The 23,309-nt window shown below is 72.4% G+C and carries 14 protein-coding genes; 7 read left to right on the top strand and 7 right to left on the bottom strand.

The features are described 5' to 3' along the window. Nucleotides 1-71: 71 nt before the first annotated feature. From WMF11_RS46320 to WMF11_RS46295, 6 genes are read right to left on the bottom strand one after another with little or no spacing between them, the layout of a single operon-like run. Nucleotides 72-557, bottom strand: coding sequence for a DUF4150 domain-containing protein (locus WMF11_RS46320; protein ID WP_437547197.1), 486 nt, complete (start codon nucleotides 555-557; stop codon nucleotides 72-74). A gap of 12 nt (nucleotides 558-569) precedes the next feature. After that, nucleotides 570-1,631, bottom strand: coding sequence for a hypothetical protein (locus tag WMF11_RS46315; RefSeq protein WP_437905460.1), 1,062 nt, complete (start codon nucleotides 1,629-1,631; stop codon nucleotides 570-572). Then, on the bottom strand, nucleotides 1,628-2,647 hold the full coding sequence (locus WMF11_RS46310) for a DUF2169 family type VI secretion system accessory protein (protein WP_437975289.1): 1,020 nt from the start codon (nucleotides 2,645-2,647) through the stop codon (nucleotides 1,628-1,630). The genes WMF11_RS46315 and WMF11_RS46310 overlap by 4 nt, the downstream gene beginning before the upstream one ends. Nucleotides 2,648-2,649: 2 nt before the next feature. Further along, nucleotides 2,650-4,746 (bottom strand): DUF2169 domain-containing protein, encoded by a 2,097-nt coding sequence (locus WMF11_RS46305; RefSeq protein ID WP_437975288.1) that lies wholly within the window; start codon nucleotides 4,744-4,746, stop codon nucleotides 2,650-2,652. Further along, nucleotides 4,743-5,972, bottom strand: coding sequence for a TIGR02270 family protein (locus WMF11_RS46300; protein ID WP_437975287.1), 1,230 nt, complete (start codon nucleotides 5,970-5,972; stop codon nucleotides 4,743-4,745). Before WMF11_RS46300 ends, WMF11_RS46305 begins: the two co-directional genes overlap by 4 nt. Before the next feature lie 43 nt (nucleotides 5,973-6,015). Further along, nucleotides 6,016-8,193 carry a type VI secretion system Vgr family protein gene (locus tag WMF11_RS46295; protein WP_437975286.1) on the bottom strand — a complete coding sequence of 726 codons (2,178 nt, stop codon included), beginning with the start codon at nucleotides 8,191-8,193 and terminating at the stop codon, nucleotides 6,016-6,018. A 197-nt stretch (nucleotides 8,194-8,390) separates the two neighbouring features. Between WMF11_RS46295 and WMF11_RS46290 the strand changes: the two genes are divergently transcribed. From WMF11_RS46290 to ycaC, 7 genes are all read left to right on the top strand, one after another. Next, nucleotides 8,391-9,863, top strand: coding sequence for a hypothetical protein (locus WMF11_RS46290; RefSeq protein ID WP_437975285.1), 1,473 nt, complete (start codon nucleotides 8,391-8,393; stop codon nucleotides 9,861-9,863). 157 nt (nucleotides 9,864-10,020) lie between these two features. Then, nucleotides 10,021-10,995 (top strand): hypothetical protein, encoded by a 975-nt coding sequence (locus WMF11_RS46285; RefSeq protein WP_437975284.1) that lies wholly within the window; start codon nucleotides 10,021-10,023, stop codon nucleotides 10,993-10,995. A gap of 29 nt (nucleotides 10,996-11,024) precedes the next feature. Then, nucleotides 11,025-11,972, top strand: a complete 948-nt coding sequence (locus tag WMF11_RS46280) for a glycosyltransferase family protein (RefSeq protein ID WP_437975283.1) — start codon at nucleotides 11,025-11,027, stop codon at nucleotides 11,970-11,972. A 204-nt stretch (nucleotides 11,973-12,176) separates the two neighbouring features. Next, nucleotides 12,177-14,576 (top strand): glycosyltransferase, encoded by a 2,400-nt coding sequence (locus tag WMF11_RS46275; RefSeq protein ID WP_437975282.1) that lies wholly within the window; start codon nucleotides 12,177-12,179, stop codon nucleotides 14,574-14,576. A gap of 55 nt (nucleotides 14,577-14,631) precedes the next feature. Further along, a complete protein-coding gene (locus WMF11_RS46270) occupies nucleotides 14,632-15,552 on the top strand; it encodes a LysR family transcriptional regulator (protein ID WP_437975281.1) in 921 nt (306 codons plus the stop codon). Nucleotides 15,553-15,650: 98 nt separating this feature from the next. Continuing rightward, nucleotides 15,651-16,577, top strand: a complete 927-nt coding sequence (locus WMF11_RS46265) for a pirin family protein (protein ID WP_437905451.1) — start codon at nucleotides 15,651-15,653, stop codon at nucleotides 16,575-16,577. A gap of 75 nt (nucleotides 16,578-16,652) precedes the next feature. Next, on the top strand, nucleotides 16,653-17,276 hold the full coding sequence (ycaC, locus tag WMF11_RS46260) for an isochorismate family cysteine hydrolase YcaC (RefSeq protein WP_437905450.1): 624 nt from the start codon (nucleotides 16,653-16,655) through the stop codon (nucleotides 17,274-17,276). A 7-nt stretch (nucleotides 17,277-17,283) separates the two neighbouring features. Here ycaC and WMF11_RS46255 read toward each other — a convergent pair whose 3' ends face one another. Continuing rightward, the gene (locus tag WMF11_RS46255) at nucleotides 17,284-22,953 is read right to left on the bottom strand and encodes an nSTAND1 domain-containing NTPase (protein WP_437975280.1); all 5,670 of its coding nucleotides are present in this window, start codon (nucleotides 22,951-22,953) and stop codon (nucleotides 17,284-17,286) included. Between the last annotated feature and the right edge of the window lie 356 nt (nucleotides 22,954-23,309).

Below are 23,309 nucleotides of genomic sequence, written 5' to 3'. Positions count from 1 at the left end.
AATCAGCGGGGAGTCCGGTCCATCAGTCCATCAGCGCGGCGCGGGTCGAGGCTCGCTCCGCGGCCGTCCCCTCAGAACACCTCGATCTTGTCGACGCCCCAGTCCTTGGGGTTCTCGGGCGCGGGCGGGGGCTCCTCCATGACGATGACGATGAGCGGCGGCTGGACGAGCGGCGTGGGCGGGGTGTTCTTGCTGTTGTGGAGCATGAGATCGAGCGCGCGGGCGCAGCCCTTCCCCTCGACCTTGACGTCGAACGAGTAGCTGATGAACTCGGCCTTGTTCATGTTCACGCCGGAGACAACGCCCCCGTTCGTGCCCGCCTCGTCGCCGCTGCTGCGCGAGAAGTTGCTGTCCTGATGGCAGACGGGGTTGCCGTCGGCCTTGACGTTCTTCGCGGTGCTCGCGGCGTCGGACGACATGGCGATGTTGGGATAGGGGATGGGGACCGGCGGGGCGGGCGGCGCGGGGGTGAGGCACACGTCCGGAAAAGCGATGGTCATTCCATTGCTCGCGGCGTGGACGACCGTGCGTGAGTTGACTCCTACGGTGACAGGCATATCGCTCCTCCTTCACGCCCTCTTCGCTGCAGCCGAGACGAGGCACACGGCGGCGCGCGTCCCGTCGCCGGAGCCCGCGAAGAGCGCGGCGCGCGCCTCGGGGGACGCGCCGCGCTCGAACGATCGCACGCACGCGGCCGCGAGGCACCCGCCGGTCGCGGCGCCGACGTCGCCGTAGCCGTCGGCGGGGTGCCACAGCGCCCGGACGCCCCCGAGGAGCGCGGGCGCGCGGACGCGCGCGAGCCCCCACTCCTTGGCCCGGTAGCTCTCGCCGTTGAGATCGCAGAGGACCCACGCGGGCGGGCCGCCCGCGGCGCACGCGGCCGCGAGCGCCGCGGCGAGGGCCTCGCCCGAGGGGGGATCGCCGCTCTCGATGAGGCTCTGCTCCTCGCCGGCGCCCGAGCCCTCGATCTCGGCCAGGATGGTGGCGCCGCGCGCCTCGGCGCGGCGGCGGTGCTCGACGAGCAGCGCGGCCGCCGCCTCGCCCGGGATGAACCCGTCGAGGTTGCGTCGGCTCTTGAGGCGGCGCGCGCGGTCGAGCGCCTCGAGCAGCCCCACGTCGACCAGGGCGTCGGCGCCGGCCACGATCCAGGGCGTGCCGGGGTCGGCCTCGACGGCGCGCGCCGCGTGGGCCAGGCCGAGGAGCATCGCCGCGTGCCCGTCGGGGGCGAGGAGGCCGCGGGTCACGGCGTCGACCCCGGCGGCGTCGGCGACCCGCTCCCGGAAGGCGTCGCGCAGCTCGTGGTGGTGCGCGGCGGGGCCGGGCGAGGGGCGCGCGAGGAAGAACGAGGCGTCCTCCAGGTCGGCGCGCGCGAGGTCGCCGGAGGTGGCGAGGTCCTGGAGCGCCAGCGCGAGCAAGCGGACCGGGAGGTCGAGCGCGCGGGGGAGATCGGTGTACGCCGCGACAACGGAGAAGGGCTCCTCCGGGCGGGGCGGGTCGGCGGGCAGGCACGGGTAGCTCGGCCACTCGCGGAAGCGCGTGAGGCGGGCGCGGACCGCGGCGGTGGTGGACGCGGCGGTGTCGCCGAGGGCGGTGACCATGCCGGCGGCGGTGATGACGGCTCCGGTGCTCATGCGGGCGCGGGCTCCACCTCGATGCGGCGCACGCGGAAGAGATCGCGACCGACGGGCATGGCGCCCCGGTACACGAGCACGGCGCGGAGGTCGTCGGGCTCGAGGACCACGGTGTCGAGGACCAGCGGGAGCGGGCGGCGCTCGGAGTCGATCAGGACCACGGCGCGAGGCGCCGCGGGGGGCAGCGAGAAGCGCTGCGGGCCGAGGGGGCTCAGGTGCACGAGCTCGACCGGCTCGCCGCCGCGCAGGTGCGGCGTGGCCACGAGGCGCGGGTGCGCGCCCTGGTGGTAGCGAGGGTCGAAGGCGGCAGGCAGGAACGGCGACGGGGCGGGAGGCGGCGACCCGGCAGGAGGCGGCGACGCGGGGTCGGGCGCCGTGGCGGCGTAGCGCAGGCGCGGCTGCCAGCTGCGCCCGATGAAGCCGAGGCCGACGGGCTCGGGGCGATCGTCCGGCGAGCGGAGCGGCTTCCTGGGATCTTCGAGGTTCGGCATGGCGAGCTGCGCGAGGTCGACGAGCGAGCGGCGGGCCCGGAACCCGCGTCCCACGGGGTTGCGCGGCTCGACCTCGTGGTCGGCGGGGGACTCGGCGGACTCGTCGCGCCCGCCGAACGCGCGCTCGTACACGAGCGGCATCCGCTCGAAGGGCGCGGGGGACGCGGGGCGCGCCCAGGTGCGGTCGCCGAAGACGGCGAGGGTCGTGCGGATCGGGCCGACGCGCACGGCGACCTGGACCTCGGCGTCGCGGCGGCCGGGAGGGTACGCGTGGCCGAGGACCACGACGTCCGTGCCGACCTTGTGCGGCGCGAGGTCGCTCTCGTAGCGCACGCTCGAGAGGCCCGGCTCGCCGTGGAAGGCGTCGGCGTGCTGGAGCGGCACCTGCTCGGCCGCGGGCGCGAGGCGGCCGCCGGCGTGGATGGCGAGCGTCGCCTTGACGAGGACGACGAGCACCTCGGCGCCGGCGGCGTCGACGTGGACGATGCGCTCGGCGACGAAGGGGGTTCGGTTGCGGAGGTCCATGTTCAGGTGGGCGTGGGCGCGGCGTCGGGCACCGCGCGGAGGAACGAGGCGCCGAGGCCGTCGGCCGCGACCTTCGCCGGGCGGCGCTTGCGCGGCGGGATGAGCGGCTCCGACGAGGGGCGCGCGTCCGGGGTGAGGCGCTGCCGGCGCGGGCGCGCGGGGCGCCGCGCGGGGGCGGCTGCGGAGGCCGCCACGGCGGGCCAGGGTGGGGCGGCGGGCGGCGATCCCAGGGCGTACGACGGCGCGATGCGCGGCTGGGCGAGCGCGTACGACGGCGCGACGGGCGGCGGCGAGGCGACGTGCGCCGGGGCCGCGGCCGCGCCCGACACCCACGGCGAGCGCGGCTCGGAGGCGGCGTGGGGCGCCGCGCCCGACACCCACGGCGAGGAGCGCTCCGGCGCGGACGGCGCGGGAGGGGGCACGGACGGCGCCTGGGGAGCAGCGGGGACGGGCGCGGACGGCGCTGGCGCCGGCGCGAACGGCAGCGCGCCAGACGCTGCCGCCGGCGAGACGAACGGCAGCACCCCGGATGCCGCAGGCGCTCGGACCGGCGCCGCAGGCGACGCCGCGGCGGGGGCGGCGAACGGCAGCACGCCGGACGCCGCAGGCGCTCGGACCGGTGCCGCAGGCGACGCCGCGGCGGGGGCGGCGAACGGCAGCGCCCACGCCGCCGCGCCATCGCGGGCGCCCGGGGAAGACGGGGTGGCGGGCGCGAACGGCAGCACCCCGGAAGCTGCGCCCGCCGCCGCCGGCGCCATGAAGGGCAGGCCGCCGCGCCGCGGCTCCGCGGGCGGTGTCCCCGCCGCGGCGGGCATCTCCGCCGTGCCAGACCTCTCGAGGCGCGGTCCTCCCGCGGAGGCCGCGGGCGACCGGAACGGCAAGGCGGGGTTCGGCTGCCCTTCGTCCGGATCGATCGCCACGGTCCCGGCCAGCGGATTCTCCGCCGCCCCGCGCCCCGCCCGCTGCGGGCTCGCCGCCGCCGGCGCCTCCTCCGGATCGAGCGCCACCGTCCCCGCCAGCGGATGCTCCGCCGCGCGCCCCGCCCGCTGCGGGCTCACCGCAACCGGCGCCCGCTGCGGCGCCGCCAGCGCCCGCTCCGCGCGGACCGGCGGCGCCGCCGCGACGTCCCACGGCACCTCCTCGCCCGGGAGCGCGACCCTGGCCGTGACCCGGACGCTGGCGAGGGCCTCCTCGCCCGGCAAGAGCGCGCTGGCGCGCCACACGAGCGAGCAAAGCCAGCGATCGGCGTCGATCACGAGCATGTCGGCGACCAGCGGCAACGCCTGCGGCTGCGCCGCCCCCCCGAACGCGACCCGCGCCTCGGCGACGGGCCCCGGCAACCAGGCCTCGATGCGGTCGAGATCCGGGTGCATCCCCTCGATCAGGATCCACTCCTTCCCCCGGAGGTACGGCGTCTGCTGATCGGCCGGCGCCGCCTGGAAGTACGCCCAGTCGAAGCCATCCGGGATCACGGGCCACGGGGCCTGCACGCCGCGCGGATCGGCGTTGCCCAGCCGGCGCTGCCGCGCGGGCCAGTGCGCCGCGATCGGCCCGAGGCCGGCGGCGCGCGTCGGTTGCCGGGGATCGATGATGTTGGGCGCGCGGCCGGCGCGCGGATCGACGCCGGCCGGGTTGTCGGGGTCGGCCGCCCCGCCCAGGGCGCGCTCGTAGCCGAGCGGCATGGCGAGGAACGGCTGCGGGGCGCCGCGGCCGTTGCCGCCGCGGTCGCCGTAGACGTGCAGGGCCTTGTCGAGGAGGACGGCCGCTTCGAGGCCGACCCGCAGGCGGACGGGGACGAGCGGCGCCGGGCTCCGCCCGCGGGCCCAGGCGTGGCCGCCGAGGAGGATGTCCGCGCGCGGGAGGAACGGGGCCATCTCCGCGGCCGCCGAGATGGCGGCGCGCGGGTCGGCCGCGGCGCGCGCCGCGCGCACGTCCGCCGCGACGATCGGCGCGGGCGGGAGTGGCGACATGGCGCGCTTGTGCTCGAGCTGGAAGGTCGCCTTGACGACCACCGCGAGCATCACCCGCCCCCGGGAGCGGAAGGGGCGCACCGCGGCCGCGGCGTGCCCGAGGGCGCGCGGCGCGGGCGGCGCCCTCACGGCGAGGCCCCGAGCGCGGCCCTCTGCCGCTCGACCCGCGCGGCCACGTCGAACAGCGGGCGGCCGGGCGCGCGCGCCGCCCGCTCGAACGCAGCGCCCGCGCGGCGCCGCTGGCCGCCGAGCCGGAGCACGCGATCGAGCCCCCCCTCGTCCAGCGGGCGGCCGTCCACGTGGCGCACCCCCGGCGCGAAGCGCCCGCGATGCGCCGCCCAGAGCGCCCGCGCGTTCGCCCCGTGCGGCCACGGCAGCTGCGTGTCCGGATCCATCTTCACGCTCGTGTCGCGCGGATCGTCGGTCGGCCCCGCGTCGAAGCCGGGCGCCGGGGCCCCGCGCAGCGCCCCCTCGATCGGCGCGCCGGTGATGCGCGAGAGCGCCTCGCCGGCGAGCCGCGCGAGCGGCGCGACGTCCAGCCGGTCGAGCACCCACGGCAGCAGCGCCGGATCACCCAGCGCCCCCGCCGCGACGAGGCAGACCCGCCCGAGCCCGGGCGATCGCATCAGCGCCTCGATCCGGCGGCGGGCCTCGCCCGGCGGGCTCACGCGGGCGGCGCAGTCGGCCGCCTCCTCGGCGAACGCGCCGCTCCGCCCGGCGACGCTCCACAGCGCCTCGTCCGCGCCGCGCGCCCCGAGCAGCGCGCCGGCCCACGCCGACCAGAACCGCTCGGCCTCGTCGTCCGAGCCCCACGCCCCGCGGAGCTCGCCCGCCAGATCGGCGCGGCCCAGCGCGCCGGCCGCGCGGAAGGCCAGCGCGCGGACCGCCGCGTCGCCGTCGCAGAGCGCGTAGCCAAGGAATTGCCCGGGATCGCGGCGGTGCGCCACGCACGCGGCCAGCGCCAGGCGGCGCAGCGCCGGCGGCTGCGCCCCCGACAGCATCGGCGCCACGATCGCGAACGCGTCGGCCGGCGACGCCCACGCGAGCGCGCCCGCGACGCCGGCGGCGGGCTCGTCCGCCTCCTCCGTCGCGTCGAGCACGGCCGCGAAGCCGGGGTAGTCGCGCGCCTCGACCGCGGCGATGGCCGCCGCGAAGAACGCGCCTGGATCCTTCGTCGAGAGGGCGGCCAGCGTCAGCTCCCAGCCGGGCTCCCCCGCGATCCGGAGCCCATCGAGGTGGGCCTCGACGCGCTCCTCGAGCTCCGCGAGATCGGCCAGCGTGTAGTGGTGCGACCTCACGGCCATCTCGCGGAGCTCCCAGAGGAACGACGCCATCTCCGCGTGATCAGCCACCACCTCGTGAACCATCCGCCTCGGCTCCGATCCTGCGCGACGCCGCTCAGTTGATGTCGACCCCGCTCCCCGAGAGCTTGATGTTCGAGCCCGCCTTGACGCTCACGTCGCCGTCGCTCTTCACCTCGACCTTGGCGCCCTCGACCTTGACGGTGCCCGAGCCCTTCACGGTGATGTCCGACCCCTCGACCGTGATCTTGCCGGAGCTGTCGACGATGATCTTGCCGCTCCCGCACTCCAGCGTGAACTTCTCGCCGACCTTGACGGTCTTCTTCGCGCCGACGGACTCGGTCGCGTCCACGTCGATGTTCCGGGTCTCGGTGCCGCCGACCGACAGCGAGTCGTCGCTGCCCACGGTGGTGTTGCGCTTCGAGCCGATCTCCAGCGTCGCGCGATCACCCACCTTGACGGTCTCCTCGCCGCCCACCGAGAGCTCGCGCTTGCCGCCCACCGACTCGATGTCGTCCTTCCCGACATCGGTCTTCCGGCCCTGCCCGATCTTCAGGCTCGCGTCCTTGCCGATGTCCACGCTCTCGCTCTGGACGACGCCGAGCGTGCGGTTCGCGCCGATCTTCTCGTTGTGATCCTCGCCGACCTCGGTGGTCTTGAACGCGCCGATCGACTCCCACTGGCTGTTGTCGATGCGCTTCTTCCGGTCGTGGCCGACGGTCAGGCGCTCGTCGTGGCCGACGGACTGGGTCTTGTCGTTCTCGACCTCGATGTTCCAGTCCTTCTGCGCGTGCAGGTAGATCTCCTCCGCGCCTCTCCTGTCCTCGAACCTGAGCTCGTTCGAGCCGCCGCCGCCCGGCGAGGTGTCCGACTTGATGGTGCTCTTCGTCTTCTCGGCCGGCAGCGCGTAGGGCGGCACGTTCGCGCCGTGGTAGACGCGCCCGACGATCAGCGGGCGATCCGGGTCGCCCTCGAGGAAGTCGATGACGACCTCGTGGCCGATGCGCGGAATGTACATCGAGCCCCACGCGGCGCCCGCCCAGATCTGGCTCACCCGCATCCAGCACGAGCTGTGCTCGTTGCGGCGCCCCTGCCGGTCCCAGTGGAACTGCACCTTCACCCGGCCATAGATGTCCGTGTGGATCTCCTCGCCCGCCGGGCCCACGACGATCGCCGTCTGGATGCCGCGGGGCGTCGGCTTGGGCGTCTGCACGGGCGTGCGGTAGGGCACGTCGTCCGGGATGCACTGGAATCGATTGGAGTACCCGACGACGGTCTCCTGCGACTCCCCCCCGACGGCCCGCGAGCCGAAATGGTCGACGCGCGTGATCAGGTATCCGCGGTTGAAGCTCTCGCGGCCGTGGTCCTCGAGCGTGAAGGTGGCCCCGGGCATGAACCGGATCACGCTCCCCTGCCCCTCCGCGGTGCGGCGCACGAGCTGGAGCTGCTCGAGCCGGAGCTTCGCGAGCTGCGTGCCTTCCTCGGGCAGATCGTGCTCGGTGGCATACACGTACACCTCGAGATCGGTGTCGCGGTCGGCCTCCGCCTCCCCCTCGAGGCTCAGGCTGGGCTTCTGGAAGTTGTAGTCGCGGACGGTGACCTTGCCGGGCCGGACCTCCTCGGCCATCGAGAAGCGGGAGATGGCCTCGCGCGCGGCGAGCGCCCCGCCGACGGCCCGGTACGGCACGACGCTCGATCCGTCGATGGGCTCGTGGACGAACGGCGCGTCGCCGAAGACGAGCACGTGGTTGTCGGCCTTGTGCTCGAAGAAGCAGAACATGCCTGTCTCTTCCATCAGGCGGCTGATGAACGCCCAGTCGGTCTCGGCGTACTGCACGCTGTACTCCCGCCGATCGTGGGTCATCGCCGTCGAGACGCGGAAATCTTCCGAGGTCAGGCCCGCCGCGCGGAGCACCTTGTCGATGATCTCCGGCGCCGTCGCCTCCTGGAAGATGCGGTAGTCGTGCCGGTGCTGCAGGCGCCACGCCCGCGGGACGACCGTCGCCAGGTACGTGGTGACCGCGCGCCCCTCCTCGTGCTGCTCGAAGCGCGCGACGATGCCGTGGATGTACCGAGTCGACACGTCGGTCCGGATCGTGAGCAGGCACGTTTGCCCGACCAGCCCGTCGAACGCCAGCGCGGCGTCCGTCGACGCGAGGGTCACGCGGAAGTGGAACAGCCGCGATATGCCCTCATGGCCCTCGATCCGCGCGACGCGCCACGGATCGGTCGCGCCTTCCACAGCGAAATCAAACTCGATCGCACCGTCCGCCATCGGTCGCCTCGCCCTCGCACGTCCCGGAGCCCGAGCCGTCGAGCCTACCATCGCTCGCCGGCCGGGTGGGCACATTCACGCGCGCCGACGTCGTCGATATGCCGGCGCGCGGCTTGACGAACGGTTGACGCACGGCGAGGGCGGGCCTAGTCAGATCGGGCGCCGGGGGAACAGCGGACAGCGGATCGCGCGGATTCATGGGCAACGTCTGGCAGGTCGTCGATGCGTACGGAGACGTCGGCTTCGTCCGCGCAGCCGGCGCGGTCCTGCCCGAGGGCGCGGAGCCGATCGAGCCGCACCTGGCCGCCCTCGAGGTGCCCGCGTGGTTCCCTTCGGAGGAGCCGGACCGCGAGCGCGTCGATCTGCTGAGCGAGCTGTGCGCCGCGGGCGCCGGCATCGTGTCGCTCGACGCGGCGCGCGAGCTCGACCTGCTCCGCGAGCGCGTCGCCGAGCTGCTCCGGACGGGGTGCATCCTCGCCTTCCGCGGCCCGCCGCCGCGCGCCCCCGAGGCGCGCAGGCCGCTCGAGGTGCCGCCGCCGGTGCAGCCGTCGCCGAAGACGCCCGCCATCGTCCACGCGCTTGTCGGCGTGATCCAGGTCGATTTCACGGCGAACCACGCCGTGGAGCGGGACTCCCTCGGGAACTTCGCCTCCCCCGAGTGGCTGAGCACCCGGCAGGCGGCGGATCAATCGCCGGTCTGCTACGTCCGCGGCGCGCGTGTCCCGCTGGCCGTGGTGCTGCGCGTGCTCCGGCCGCCCAGCGGGACCGAGTCCGTGCAGCTGCGCGGCCGCGCCATGGCCGGCGGCGTGACGCTCGAATGGACGTGCACGGTCAGCGTGTCGCCCGGGTCGGTCGACGTCTCCACGCCCTCGATGACGAGCAGCGCGCCGCTGCCGAACGTCGTCGCCTGCTACGATCCGCTGACGATCGCGTGGGAGGCGAACGCCGCCGGCACCGGCTGGGTCGGCGCGGGCACGACGGCGCACCTCGTCTACGCGGTGCTCGGCGCGCCGGCCGGCACGGTCCACTGGACGCTCGTGGACATCTCGTGCCGCGCGGCCCAGGGCGAGACGACCGAGGGGCGCGTCGTGTCGCAGAGCTTCGCGCCCTTCGCGACGCGGGCGCTCACGCGCAAGCGCGACGGGGTGGGCCTCACGTACTGGAACCCGAACACGACCACCTGCACGAACACCCGCCTGCTCCTCGCGAGCGCCGACGGCAGCGGGCAGTGCGGCTCGTGGGCCGAGTTCTTCATCGACATGCTCAAGGTCCACGGCATCACCAGCGCCGACAAGGTGGTGGTCGTCGTCACGGTGCCGGCGTGGACCTCGGGATCACAAGGGTTCCTCGTGAAGAACTGGCAGTGGAACGCGGCCACGCAGCCCGCCCCGTGGACCCACCGCATGTGGACCGACGTCGTCAACCTGCCGGGGATCCCCGGCCAGCGGAACCCCGAGCCCCCGCCCGCGTTCTTCAACCATTTCATCGTCGTGCACGGCGGCCAGCTCTACGACCCCTCGTATGGCGGCGGGCCGTTCGCCGACGCGGCCACGTGGGAGACCGGCGCGATCGACGGGCTGTTCGCGGCCGCGCTCGCCGGCTATCCGAAATCGTCGAACCCGCAGGCCCTCGTGCAGCTGTGGAACATGCGCACGAACGCCCGCATCTAGCGCGGCGCGGAGGTCGACCGGCATGCCCTCGCCCCGCTCGACCGCCGCGCCCCGCTCGACCAGCGCCCCCAGGAGGCCGCGCCGCGGGCCTCCCGCGCCCGCGCTCCTCGTCTGTCTCGCCGCCGCCGCGTGTCGCCCCGCCCCCGGATCTGCGCCCATGAACGAAACGCCCCCTCCGTCTCTCGCGCTCTCTCCCGCCGCGCTGCCCGACGCCCCGCTCGCGGACGCCTTGCGCCTCGTCGCGCTCGACGGGGCGCCCGTGCTGCTCGCGTCGTCGACGCACAGCGCGGCCCCGCCGCACCGCACGGACATCTGGGCCTTGCCGCTCGCGGGCCGCGGTCCGTCGGGCGCCGTCGCCACGATCCCGCAGCTCTTGCCCGCGCTGCCCCGCTGGGACGCTGCGGCGGCGGACGGCGCGGCGGACGGCGGCGCGCTGTCGTTCGTGGTGGAGGTCGCGGGCGGCGCGGTGAACGCGCTGGTTCGGCTCGACGGCGCCTCCGGTGTCCGCACCTCGCTCACGGCGCACCGGCCGTTTGCGAGCTTCAGCGGGCCTCGGTTCGTGCGCGGCGCGGGCGCCGGCTCGCTCCCCGCGCCCTCCCCCGGCGCGCCGGGCGCCGTGTCCGCCGTTGTCGACAACGCGACGGCGGTCGTGCTGGAGGCCGCGGCGGCCGGCGGCGGCTCGGTGGACCACCCGATCGGCGAGTGCATCGATGTCGTGGTCCTCGCGGGGTCGCCGGGCCCCACCGCGGTGTGCAAGCGCGTCGCCCCCGGCGCCTCGCGCGGCGGCGCGCTGCCCGGCACCGTGCGCGTCTCGGCCCGCGATGCGGCGTACGGCGCTGCCGGCGCCGAGGATGCGCCGTTCGGCGACCGCCGCGTCTTCGAGATCGACGCCGACCGCGCGGGCGGCGGGCTCGTGATCGTCGCGACCTCCGCCGCCCATCTCCTCGTCGCGCACCGGCCGGCCCCGGGCGCCGCGTTCCGCGTGCTCCCCGTGGACGCGGGCGGCGCCGATCCAGCGACGTTCTCGGCGCCGTGCGTGCTGGTCACGGATCGCACCGTGACGCTCGCGGTGCTCTCGAAGGCGCGCACGCCCGACGCGCGCGCGCTCGTGGCCACGTGGCCGCTGCCCTGACGGGCGCCGCCGTCGTGACCGCCTCGCCCATGCGCCGTCGCATCCTGTACATCGGCAATTTCGGCCCGTCGTTCTCGACCGAGAACCACGTCGGCGAGAGCCTGCGAGCGCTCGGCGTCGAGGTCGTCCAGGCCCAGGAGAACGCGTTCACCCTGGGCGAGCTCGACGGCATGGCGCGCGACGTCGATCTGCTGCTCTACACCCGCACCTGGGGCCTGCGCGGCGACGCGCTGCGCTGGATCACCCAGCTGCCCATCCCGACGGCCTCGTACCACCTCGACCTGTACGCCGGCCTCTCGCGCGGCCGCGATCTCCGGCTCGACCCGTTCTGGCGCACGCAGCACGTGTTCACGCCCGACGGCGGGAGCGAGGCGTTCTTCCGGGCGCAGGGGATACGCCACCATTACCTCAAGCCCGGCGTGTACGGCGCCGAGTGTTATCTCGCGGAGGTCGACCCCGGCGTCGCGGCCGACGTCTGCTTCGTGGGCTCGTACGATTATCATCCCGAGTGGCCTTATCGGAGGCGTCTCGTCGATTTCCTGTCGGAGACGTACGGCCGCCGCTTCGTGAAGCACGGCTCACCGGAGAGCTGCGTGCGCGGCGACGCCCTCAACCGCCTGTACGCCTCCTCGAAGATCGTCGTGGGCGACAGCCTGTGTGTCGGCTTCGATCACCCGCATTACTGGTCCGATCGTATCTACGAGACGCTCGGCCGGGGAGGCTTCATGATCCACCCCTACATCTTCGGCCTGGAGGAGGAGTTCCGGGATCGCGAGCACGTGGTCTTCTATCCGTTCGGCGACTTCGCCGCCCTGCGGCGCCTCATCGATTATTATGTGAAGCACGACGACGAGCGCGAGGCGATCCGGCGGGCCGGGCACGCGCGCGTCAAGGCGAGCTTCACGTATGTGCACCGCGTGCGCCAGATGCTCGGCATCCTCGGCGAGCACCACGCGGGGCTGAGGGGCTGGGTGTGACCCTGGCTGGTGGAGGGCCCTCGCGGCGCCGGCCTGGCAGGGCGTATCGGGCTGAGATGCGGATCCTGACCGATCCCCTCACTTTGTTCGCATTATTAGCGAGAAATTAAACAGGGAGGCGGGGAGACGGGGAGATTTATGAATCATACTCCCCGCCTCCCCGCCTCCCTGTGAATTCTCCCGAGATTCGAGGGGATGCCCCAGATGCGGATCCACATCGTCACCAACATCGACAACGGCAAGGGGCTCGAGCGCGACTACCGTCTTCTCGGCAGCCTCCTGGAGAGCTGGGGTCACCGGGTCACCGGGGTTCATTTCCAGCGCTCCGAGGGAGTGGGGGGCGCCGATCTCGTCATCTTCCTCGAGGTCTACGAGCCGCGCCTCGCCGAGGGCGCGCCGCGCCGCTGGCTGATCCCGAACGCCGAGTGGTGGCGGCCCGAGGCCCGGTCCGCGCTCGACGATTTCGAGCTCGTCCTGTGCAAGACCCGGGACGCGCTGTCGCGCTTCGCCCCGCTCACGCCGCGGGCTCGCCACGTCGGCTTCTTCTCGGAGGACCGCTGGGACCCGGCCGTGCCTCGGGCGCGGCGCTTCCTGCACGTCCCCGGCGGCTCCGACGCGAAGGGCACGGACTCCGTGCTCCTGGCCTGGGAGCGCCACCGCATCCCGTATCCGCTGACGGTCGTGTCCTCGCTCGGCTGGCCGCTCAGGCCGCGGAACGTCGAGTTCGCGGGGCGCGTCGACGAGCGGCGGCTTCGCTTTTATCAGAACGCGTCTCGATTCCACCTCTGTCCGTCTCGGTACGAGGGCTGGGGCCACGCGCTCCATGAGGGCCTGTCGGTCGGCGCCGCCGTCCTCGTGCCCGACACCGAGGCGATGAGCGAGATCGACGGCTGTGCGCTGCGCATGCCGGCCGCGGCGCACGGCGCGCAGGGCCTCGTGCGCACCCACGCGGTGGCGCCGGAGGACGTGCGCGATGCGGTCGAGCGCTGCATGGCGTTCACGGAGGCGGATCTCCGACGCATCCAGGAAGCGGCGCGGGACGCGTACCTGAGCGAGCGCGAGCGGTGCCTCGCCGGCTTGTGGGAGGTGCTCGGCGAGCGGCCGGCGCTGAGGGGCGGCTCCGCGGCGGGTGCTGGCAGAAGCGGCGCGTCCGCGGGCGACGCGGCCGGCGGAGGCGGCGCCGCGGGCGATGCGGCCGGCGCGCCCGGCCCGGCTGCGGAGGCTCGCGCGACGAGCGCCGCTCCGCCGCGCATCGCCCTCGTGATCCCGTGCCAGGCGTCGACCGCGCCCCTCCTGCGGCGCGCCGTGCTCGCGCTGCGCGCGCAGACCGCCGCCCCGTCGTCCTTCGAGGTCGTGGTGGTGTGCGACGGCGGCGACCCGGGCGGCGCCATCCGCGCCGCGGCGGAGCCGGGCTCTCACCCCTTCCAGGTCGAGATCGTCGACACCCCGCGCCCGCGCGGGCAGTTCCCGCACTGCAGCCATGCCAGGAACGCGGGCTTCCGTGCCGCCCGGGCGCCGTTGATCTGGTTTCTGGACGCCGATGTCCTGCTCCCGCCCGAGGCGGTCGAGCACGCGCTCTCGGAGCACGACGCGGCGCTCGCGCGCGGCGTGCCGGCCGTGTTCACGCCGGCGCTGGCCCGCGTCGCATTGCCGCCGGCCGCGTGGATCGAGCGCTCGGCCGCCTGGGCGGCCTCGGGTGCGGTCGAGGGGCTCGCCTCGCTCCTCTCGGCCACGCCGCTCGACGGCGGCGTGCCCGGCGCCGACGGCGATCGGCCCCGCCCCGGCGCCCCGGGCTCCGAGCCGCTGTGCGATGTGCGCGACGGGCTGCCCATCGTCTGGCGAGGCCTCGTCGATGCGCTCGGCGGCTTCGACGAGTGGTTCATCGGCGGCGGCGCCGAGAAGGGAGCCTTCGTCGATCTGCTGGAGGGCGTGCGCCGCGCGGACCTCATCGAGATGCGCCTGCTCACGAGCGTTCGCGCCCTGCGCCAGCCGCAGAAGGCCGCCACGGAGGCGTTTCATGTCCACGTCCATCGAGGGCGGGAAGAGCGCGAGCGCCGCGCCCGGGAGATCGGGCATGGCGCTCGGTGGTGGCGGGCGCGGCTCGCCGCGATCCGGGCGGCGCTCTCGCCGGCCGTCATGGCGGCTGCCCCGGACGCGGCAGCGGCGGAGCGCCTGCCGGACTGCTCGCCCGACGCGATCGAGGCGCGCGCGCGGCTCGTGCGCGGCGTGAGGGCGGTCGCCGCCCCCGCCTTGCGCGGCCTGTACGGCGGCGTCGTCGTGGCCGGCGAGGCGGCCGAGCTGCTCGCGCGCGACGTGGCGCAGGTGTGCGGCCTGGCGGCCCGCGTTGCGACCGTCGCCGGGCTCGCCGCGCTGCCGGCGAACCGCGCCTGCGGTGTCATCCTCAGCGGTGTCCTCGCCGGCGCGACGGACGAAGAGAGGGCGCGCGTGCTGGACCAGGCCCGCCGCATCGTGAAGGCGACGGGGCCGCTGCTCATCGCGGAGATCGCGGGCGGCTCGGTGGAGCGCGGCGCAGGGACGGCGGGCGGCGACGCGGCGCTGGCGGCCGCCGAGGTGCAGGTGCGCGTCGAGCGCGTCGGCGTGTGAGCCTCCCCGCGCTGCCTTGGCACAATCCGCGCATCTTGCGTAGATTGTCCCATCCATGGACCCTCGCCTGCCCAGCGTCGCTCTCGACGAGATCGTCCTCTTCACGAGGGTAGTTCAGGGAGGCAGCTTCACGGCGGCGGCGACCGCCGTCGGGATGCCGAAGTCGACCGTGAGCCGGAAGATCTCCGATCTCGAGTCGCGCGTCGGCGCGCGGCTGCTCCAGCGGACCACGCGGACCTTGAGCCTCACGGACGTCGGTCGCGTCTACTACGAGCACTGCGTTCGCATCGTCGCCGCGCTCGAGGAGGCGGAGCTCGCGGTCTCGCAGCTCCAGTCGACGCCCCGGGGGCTCATGCGGGTGACGGCCCCGCTCGCGTTCTCCGTCCTCGGGCCGATCTTCGCCGAATACCTGCGTCTCTTCCCCGATGTCCAGGTCGACCTGGTTTGCACCGACCGCAAGGTCGACGTCGTCGAGGAGCGCTTCGACCTCGCGCTGCGGGCCGGCACCACGCCGGACACGAGCCTCGTCGCCCGGCGTCTCGGGGCCGTGCGGCGCCGTCTGGTCGCTGCGCCCGAGGTCAAAAAGGCGCTCGGCGAGCCGAACGACATTGCCGAGCTCGCGGACCACCCGTGCATCGTGTTCGCACCGGAGGGAAGCTCCTGGGAGCTCAGGTCGGGGCCCAAGATCGCCGAGATCACGGTTCACCCGCGGCTCGTCGTCAACGACTACGAGATGCTTCGCTCGGTCGCTCGCGCCGGTTTCGGCGTCGCCCTCTTGCCAGAGTACCTGTGCGCGGAAGACCTCGCCGCGGGGCGGCTCATGCCGGTGCTCCCGTCCTGGTCGGCGCCCGAGGTGCCCGTGTTCGCGCTCTATCCGAGCACACGGCACCTCTCGCCGAAGGTGGTAGCGTTCCTCGACCTGCTCCGCGAGCGCCTCGTGTTGTCCACCACGCCGAGCGTGGTCGCCCGCATGTGACAGAATTGTTCCATATTTCGGAACAGTTCTTCCAACTATTGCGCATTGTTCTACGGACTCGGCATGTCTATTCCTCCTGGTGTCAGGAGAACGCAGCCATGACGACCACGAATACGATGCAGACGCGGACGAACGCCACCCGAGCAGCGCGGTCCGAGCTCCGAACGATCGAGGGAATCTACCGGGCCCCTGGCCTGCACTGGGTGGGCGACGGCTTCCGGGTCGCGGGGTTCTTCTCGGCGATTCCGGAGGCCGCGCAAAAGCTGAACCCGTTTCTGCTGCTGGATTATCACCCGACGTACGAGTACGCGCCGACGGCGAGGCCGCGGGGCGTCGGCGTGCACCCCCACCGAGGCTTCGAGACGGTCACGCTCGCCTGGCAAGGCAGCGTCGCGCACCACGACAGCGCGGGCGGCGGCGGCGTGATCGGTCCGGGCGACGTGCAATGGATGACGGCGGCGTCCGGGGTCCTTCACAAGGAGTACCACGAAGAGAGCTACGCGCGCCGCGGCGGTCCGTTCCAGATGGCGCAGCTCTGGGTGAATCTGCCGAAGGCGCACAAGATGTCGCCGCCTCGGTATCAGAGCATCGCCAGCGATCGGATGGGCATCGTGACGCTCCCCGAGAACGCGGGCTCCGTGCGGGTCGTCGCAGGCGAATACCAGGGCGTGAAGGGCCCCGCGCAGACCTTCACGAAGATCGAACTCTTCGACGTCCGCTTGAACGCGCGAGGCAGGGTCGAGCTCGCCTTCCCGGCGCGCCATAACCTGGGCCTGCTCGTCATGAAAGGCGACATTGCGGTCAATGGAGCGCATGCCGCGGCGCACGACCTCGCGGTGTTCGAGAACGCCGGCGAGCGCTTGCTCATCGAGGCCGGATCGGAGGCCCACCTGCTCGTCCTGAGCGGCGAGCCCATCGACGAGCCCATCGTCCAGTACGGCCCGTTCGTCATGAACAGCGCGCAAGAGATCCAGCAGGCGTTCGCCGACTTCGCGAGCGGCAAGTTCGGCCACCTGGACGACTGAACGACGTCCCTGCTCGGGCGTCGAGCCACACAGACGCATCACCCACGACGAGAGAAAGAGAAGAGGAGACAGCCCATGACCAAGCCGTACGTTCGACTCGACAAGAACAACGCCGCCGTGTTGCTGGTCGATCATCAGGCGGGACTTTTGTCGCTCGTGCGCGACATCCAGCCGGACACGTTCAAGAACAATGTGCTCGCGCTCTCCGATCTCGCGAGGTACTTCAAGCTGCCGACGATCCTCACGACCAGCTTCGAGTCCGGCCCCAATGGCCCGCTCATGCCGGAGCTGAAGGAGCAGTTCCCGGACGCGCCGTACATCGCGCGCCCCGGCAACATCAACGCGTGGGACAACGAGGACTTCGTCAAAGCCGTCAAGGCCACAGGCAAGCAGCAGCTCATCATCGCGGGCGTCGTGACCGAGGTCTGCGTGGCCTTCCCCGCGCTGTCGGCGATCGAGGAGGGTTTTCAGGTCTTCGTCGTCACGGACGCGTCCGGGACCTTCAACGAGATCACCCGGCACTCCGCCTGGGATCGCATGTCGCAAGCCGGCGCGCAGCTCATGACGTGGTTCGGCGTCGCCTGCGAGCTGCACCGCGACTGGCGCAACGACGTCGAGGGACTGGCGACGCTGTTCTCGAACCACATCCCCGACTACCGCAACCTCATCACCAGCTACAACGCGCTGACGAAGAAGTGACGGCGGATCACAGGGCAGCCGCGCGTGTCTCCTCGACGTGACGCAGGCAAGCTTCCCGACCTGCGCGCGCCATGGCTTCGGGCATTCGAAGGAGCTCGGTCCTCGCCTCGATGGGCATGCAATAGGTGGTCGCCGTCCACAGCTTGGGATCATCGACGCCACGGAGCGGCTCGAGATCGGTCCACACGCGTACGGCCGCATCGTCGGACGCGCTGACGATGCGCTTGCCATCAGCGCTGAACGCCACGGAGTTGATCGCAGAATTGGCGCCGCGAAGGATGAGGGGCTCGCCTGCTCCGTCGGCGTTCCACACCCGAATGGTCTGGTCCTGCGCCCCGGTGACGATGCGCTTGCCATCGGGGCTGAACGCCGCCGCCATGATCCAGTGTTTGTGACCACGGAGGACCAAGGGCTCGCCTGTTCCGTCGGCGTTCCACACCCGCGCTGTCTTGTCCCATGAGCCGGTGACGATTCGCTTGCCATCGGAGCTGAACGCCACCGAGTACACCCGATCCTCGTGACCACGAAGGACCAAGGGCTCACCTGTTCCATCGGCGTTCCATACCCGCGCCGTCTTGTCCTGCGACCCGGTGACGACGCGCTTGCCATCGGGGCTGAACGCCACCGAGTAGATCCGATCCTCGTGACCACGAAGGACCAGGGGCTCGCCCGTTCCATCGGCGTTCCACACCCGCGCCGTCTTGTCCTGCGACCCGGTGACGACGCGCTCGCCATCGGGGCTGAACGCCGCAGAATAAACCCAACCCTCGTGACCGCGAAGAACCAGGGGCTCGCCCGTTCCATCGGCGTTCCACACCCGCGCGGTCGCGTCGTCCGACGCGGCGACAATGCGCGTGCCGTCAGGGCTGAACGCCGCAGAATAGACCCCACCTTGATGAGCACGAAGAACCAGGGGCTCGCCCGAGCCGTCGGCGTTCCACACGCGCATGGTCTTGTCCTCGGACGCGGAGACGATGCGCTTGCCGTCAGGGCTGAACGCCACCCCCCAGACCAGCGCCCTGTGGCCACGAAGGACCAGGGGATCGTCCGAGCCGTCGGTGTTCCACACCCGCGCCGTCTTGTCCTGCGACCCGGTGACAACGCGCTTGCCGTCACCATCGAACACCGCCGAAACGACGCAATCCTCGTGGCCGCCAAGGATGATCGGATCGCCGGAGCCGTCGGAGTTCCAGACCCGAGCGGTCTTGTCCCATGACCCGGTGACGATGCGCTTGCCGTCGGGGCTGAACGCCACCGACTGGACCCAATTCTCGTGACCGCGAAGGACCAGCGGCTCGCCAGAGCCGTCAGCGTTCCACACACGCGCCGTCTTGTCCCATGACCCGGTGACGACGCGCTCGCCATCGGGGCTGAACGCAGCCGAATAGACCCGATCCTCGTGACCGCGAAGGACCAGCGGCTCGCCAGAGCCGTCAGCGTTCCACACACGCACGGTCCTGTCCTGCGAGCCGGTGACGATGCGCTTGCCATCGGGGCTGAACGCGGCCGAATAGACCCAACCCTCGTGACCGCGAAGGACCAGCGGCTCGCCAGAGCCGTCAGCGTTCCACACACGCGCCGTCTTGTCCCATGACCCGGTGACGATGCGCTTGCCATCGGGGCTGAACGCGGCCGAATAGACCCGATCCTCGTGACCGCGAAGGACCAGCGGCTCGCCCGAGCCGTCGGCGTTCCACACACGGGCAGTCCTGTCCTGCGAGCCGGTGACGATACGCGTGCCATCAGGGCTGAACGCGGCCGACAGGACCGGATCTTCGTGACCGCGAAGGACCAGCGGCTCGCCCGAACCGTCGGCGTTCCACACACGCACGTTCCTGTCATAAGACCCCGTGACGATGCGCCGGCCGTCGGGGCTGAAGCCCGCGAACAGGACCGCATCTGCATGGATGAGCACCACGCGAGCGATCCGGCTGTGTAACGCCCAGTGTGCGAGCACGGCCCACTCTCGCGGCATGTCGGGCGGCTCGAGCTCGCGCACGATCGCGAGCACGCTCGTGGGATCGGCCTGCAGCTCACGTGCTGTGGCCATCCGGGTGGCGTTGCGCGCCTGGAGCGCCTCGGCCCGCGCACGCTCCGCTTCCTGATCGGCGCGCGTGGCCTGCCGCTCGGCGCGAACGGCCAGGTACGAGATCATGACCGCGATCGCGGCGAGCGCGGTGAGCGCGCCCGTCGCGAGCCGCCAGCGCAGGCGGCGCGCGCCCTCGCAGAGCGCCACGACGGCCAGGAGATATCGCTCTTCCCGCTTGCCGATCCCGATGCGCCAGTCGGCGCCCTGCGCAGCGCGGCGCCGCTCGTACCACGCTCGGGCGTCCTCCGCCGCACGACCACGCCAGAGAAGCCCCTCCGCTTGCCCGCTCGTCTCCCACTGATCGGCCGCGGCCCGCAACCGGGCCAGCATCCGTGCGTCTTGCTGGCTATCGGCGAGCCACTGCCCGAGCTTCCCCCATCGGTCGATCAAGGATTCGTGGACCAGCTCCACGGTCGTGCCCTCGCGCTCCCCGCCGGTCTCGATGAGCAGGAGCCGCGCGTCGGCCAGGTGCTGGACCACCGCCGCGATCGCCTTGGAGGCATTGCCTTCGCTGTCCTGCACGAGCTCGCAGAGCTCGTCGAGGCTCACCAGCGCGCGCGTGCGCTCGGGCGTGACCAGGCGCAAGAACACCGCCCGAGCCAGCCGCTGCTCGCGCACCGGCAGCGCCGAGAACACCGCATCCGCATGGGCGGACAGGGCACCAGGCACGCCACCGAGCTGATGGTAGCTCTCCTGCGTCAGAAGCCGGCGCCCGTGATCCCGCGCCTCCCACAGCTTCGTGGCTGCAAACTGCAAGAGCGGCAAGGGGCTCGGCGTGCTCTCCAGCGAGCGGAGCATGTCCTCGACCATCTCCACCTTCTCGAAGCGATACCCGGCGGCCTCGAGCGGCCGCGTCAAGGCGTCGCGCAGCCCCTCGCGCCCCATCGGTGGAAGGAACCAGAGCCCGCGGGTCAAGTCCTTGATGAACTGGCGGTCCTCGGCCATGCGATCGAGGAAGTCCGAGCGGATCGCGAGCAGGACGCGCACGGGCGACGAGGCATCGTCGGCGGCGCCTTCCAGACAGGCGACGAACGCGGCCCGGTCCTCGGGCGCGGCGCCGAGCGTGTAGAGCTCCTCGAACTGATCGACGAAGAGCAGGACGCGATGCTCCCGCCCCTCGCGGCGACAGCGCGCGCGCAGCGCCGCGCCCAGATAGCCTGGCTGGCTGCACATCGTGACGGAAAGCCGATCGTGATCGAGCTCGGGCTCGTCCGTAGCGCTCGCCGTGTCGGCGGCCTGTACGAGCACGTCGGTGAGCGCGGACAGCGGGCGGCGGCCTGGCCGCAAGATGAACGCTTCCCAGCTGTCCCCGGAGCGCTTCAAGGCAGGAATCACGCCCGCGCGCACGAATGACGATTTGCCAGCGCCGGAGGGCCCGGCGACAGCCAAGAGCTGCTGATGGCCCAGGCGCGCCATCATCGCCGTGATATCGCGATCGCGGCCGAAGAAGCGCGCGGCGTCCGCCTCCTGGAAGGCGAACAGGCCGGCGAACGGGCTCTCGTTCTCACCGAGCGCGAGCGCCCTTCGGCTCGGGAGGAGCGCCTCCAGCTCGGCGAGCAGCTCCTTTGCCGAGCCGATCCGCTCGCTCCTGCGCTTCTTCAAGCAATGGTCGATCAGCGCGCCCATCTCCGGGTGGCTCTCTCTCACGGTGGGCATGGGAACATCGAAGTCCACGATGCCCGCGAGCTGCGCGAGCGAAAATGGGTCCAGCGGGTGCTTTCCCGTGAGGAGCTCGTGCAGGATGATGCCCACGGCCCAGAGGTCGGTGCGATGATCGACGTCCTTACCCAGGAGCTGCTCGGGTGACATGTACTGAGGCGTACCGAGGATCGAGGTCTTCCGCGGCTGACGTACGCGTCGGGTCAGCGCCGCCTGCTCCTCTGTGATCATCGCCACGGCCCTGGGCTCGATCTGCTTGGCGATGCCGAAATCCAGCACCTTGATGCATCCGGTGTCGTCCAGGAGGATGTTCTCGGGCTTGAGATCGCGGTGCACGATCCCGAGCTCGTGCGCACAGACCAGCGCGCGAACAACAGGAATCGTGAGCTCGGCCACGCCAGCAGGCGGCATTGGAGCGAGAGACGTGTGGACGCCGGACAGATCGGGCGCGCCGGGGTGCCGGCGTTGCTTCATCCACTCGCGCAGGGTGGGTCCATTGACGTACTCCAGCACGAGGTAGGGATATCCCAGGATCTCATCCACCTCGTGGATGACCACGATGCCCTCGTGCCGGCAGCGCGCCGTGGCCCGCGCCTCGGCGAGAAATCGCTTGATCCCGCCCCCGCTGAGCTTGAGAAGTAGCTTGATCGCGACCAGGCGGCCAAGCCTGGTGTCGCGAGCGAGGAACACGACGCCCATGCCACCCTGCCCCAGCTTGCGGATGATTTCATAATGCTTGATCCTGCTGCCGACGGCCACGGGCGCCGCATCCACGATGGACTCCACCGTCGCCTCCGTGGCCTTCAGGGGACCGGTCGCGGCGCCAAGCGCTGGATCGTCGGGCATCGGGTCGACGAGCGCGGTGCGGGTAACCAGGAAGGTGTGCGCTGGATCTTCGATGGAAAATGCAGCCGAGATCGAGCGCCCCTCTTGCTGCGGCTCCGGAGGCCCGACGCCTGGATTGCCCTGCTGCTGGACCCCTCGGCCCTCCTCTCCCCTCGCCCCCGCGCCGCTCGGCGCGCCTGAGTCGATCAGGTCTTCCCTGCGCAGCCCGTCCACTTCGCAGGTGTCGAGCTCGCGCAAGAGCCCGTCGGCCGTGACCTCTCGCCTTGCCACGTCCTCGACCGTCGCGCGCCTCAGGATCCCGCCGAGCGGGTGGTCGAGCAATGCATCGGGAAACCGCGCCAGCTCGCGGCCGTCCCGCAGAACAATCCCTGTACCTGACGAGCCGCCGGGGGTGCTGCGCCGGCCGGTAAGACACTCGAGGAACACGATGCCCCAGGCGTACAGGTCCGAGCGCCCCGTCGGCGGGGAACCTCGGAGTTGCTCTGGAGCCGCGTAATCCTGCCAGCCCCGGAGCTCCTCGCTGCTCCGGGCGAGCCCGCTGTCATTGGCCGCGCGCGCGCTCGCTGCGACCGCCCCGAAGCCGAAGTCGAGCACGAGCGCGTCACCCGGCGCCCCCGCGGACACCATCATCACGTGGGGCGGCCGAAGATCCCCGTGAACGATGCCCTGCCTGTGCGCGCAGTCGAGCGCGCCGAGGACCCGGAGCATCAGCCGCCGCGCCTCCGGGGGATCGAGCGCGCCTCGCTCCGATAACAGCTCGGCCAGGCTCCGCCCGGGCACAAACTCGAAGACGGCGTACAGGTGCCCTTCGTCCGCCCGCCCGAAGTCGATGGGCCGAGCGATGCTGGGATGCTGGAGGCGCGCGCAGACGTGCATCTCCCGCAAGAAGCGCGTGCCGTAGCGACGCGCCATGTCGGCGGAGCCTCCGTACGGGACCAGGCGAACGAGCTTGAGGACGATCGGCCGCCCGCCGTCGATCTGCCGCCCTTTGTACGTCACGACGAGGCTGGTCTCCCGGAGCAAAGCAACGAGCTCGTAGCGGTCCTGCAACACGGTCCTAGGAGCGAGAAGTTCCCGGTTCATTCGAGCCTCTCCGGTCGCTGTCGTCGCGCGCCAGCGTCGGGCCGACGTCCGCATCACCCGAGCCACGCGGCGATCCGAACGGCCGAGCCCGCTGAATGAGCTCGATGAGGTGGCCGGCCCGATGCCCGGGCGCTGAGCTCTTCTTCCGCGCCGTCCATGGGGTAATCCCGGGCCACCGTCCAACGTCGAGGCGCCGCCCGTGAACCGGGCTGCCACGAGCGCCGCGCACGGACAGCGCGCGGCGTCCCGCCTCGGCCGACGAGCTTGGGCGCTGGCGAGCAGAGCGGGTGCATGTGCGGTGCGGGCTCAGGCTCTCGCCTTCACCTTCGTGAGACCGCTCGCATCCCGATTCCACG

The organism is Sorangium sp. So ce295 (genome assembly GCF_051527405.1).
GTDB lineage: Bacteria > Myxococcota_A > Polyangia > Polyangiales > Polyangiaceae > Sorangium > Sorangium cellulosum_B.
Note: the sequence above shows the minus strand (reverse complement) of the source record. Positions and strands in the feature narration are given on the sequence as shown.

Coding starts and splice junctions, on each gene's coding strand:
- WMF11_RS46270 (WP_437975281.1), top strand. CDS start 14,632: ATGGACCCTCGCCTGCCCAGCGTCGCTCTCGACGAGATCGTCCTCTTC.
- WMF11_RS46315 (WP_437905460.1), bottom strand. CDS start 1,631: ATGAGCACCGGAGCCGTCATCACCGCCGCCGGCATGGTCACCGCCCTC.
- WMF11_RS46280 (WP_437975283.1), top strand. CDS start 11,025: ATGCGCCGTCGCATCCTGTACATCGGCAATTTCGGCCCGTCGTTCTCG.
- WMF11_RS46285 (WP_437975284.1), top strand. CDS start 10,021: ATGAACGAAACGCCCCCTCCGTCTCTCGCGCTCTCTCCCGCCGCGCTG.
- WMF11_RS46275 (WP_437975282.1), top strand. CDS start 12,177: ATGCGGATCCACATCGTCACCAACATCGACAACGGCAAGGGGCTCGAG.
- WMF11_RS46255 (WP_437975280.1), bottom strand. CDS start 22,953: ATGAACCGGGAACTTCTCGCTCCTAGGACCGTGTTGCAGGACCGCTAC.
- WMF11_RS46310 (WP_437975289.1), bottom strand. CDS start 2,647: ATGGACCTCCGCAACCGAACCCCCTTCGTCGCCGAGCGCATCGTCCAC.
- WMF11_RS46320 (WP_437547197.1), bottom strand. CDS start 557: ATGCCTGTCACCGTAGGAGTCAACTCACGCACGGTCGTCCACGCCGCG.
- ycaC (WP_437905450.1), top strand. CDS start 16,653: ATGACCAAGCCGTACGTTCGACTCGACAAGAACAACGCCGCCGTGTTG.
- WMF11_RS46295 (WP_437975286.1), bottom strand. CDS start 8,193: ATGGCGGACGGTGCGATCGAGTTTGATTTCGCTGTGGAAGGCGCGACC.
- WMF11_RS46290 (WP_437975285.1), top strand. CDS start 8,391: ATGGGCAACGTCTGGCAGGTCGTCGATGCGTACGGAGACGTCGGCTTC.
- WMF11_RS46265 (WP_437905451.1), top strand. CDS start 15,651: ATGACGACCACGAATACGATGCAGACGCGGACGAACGCCACCCGAGCA.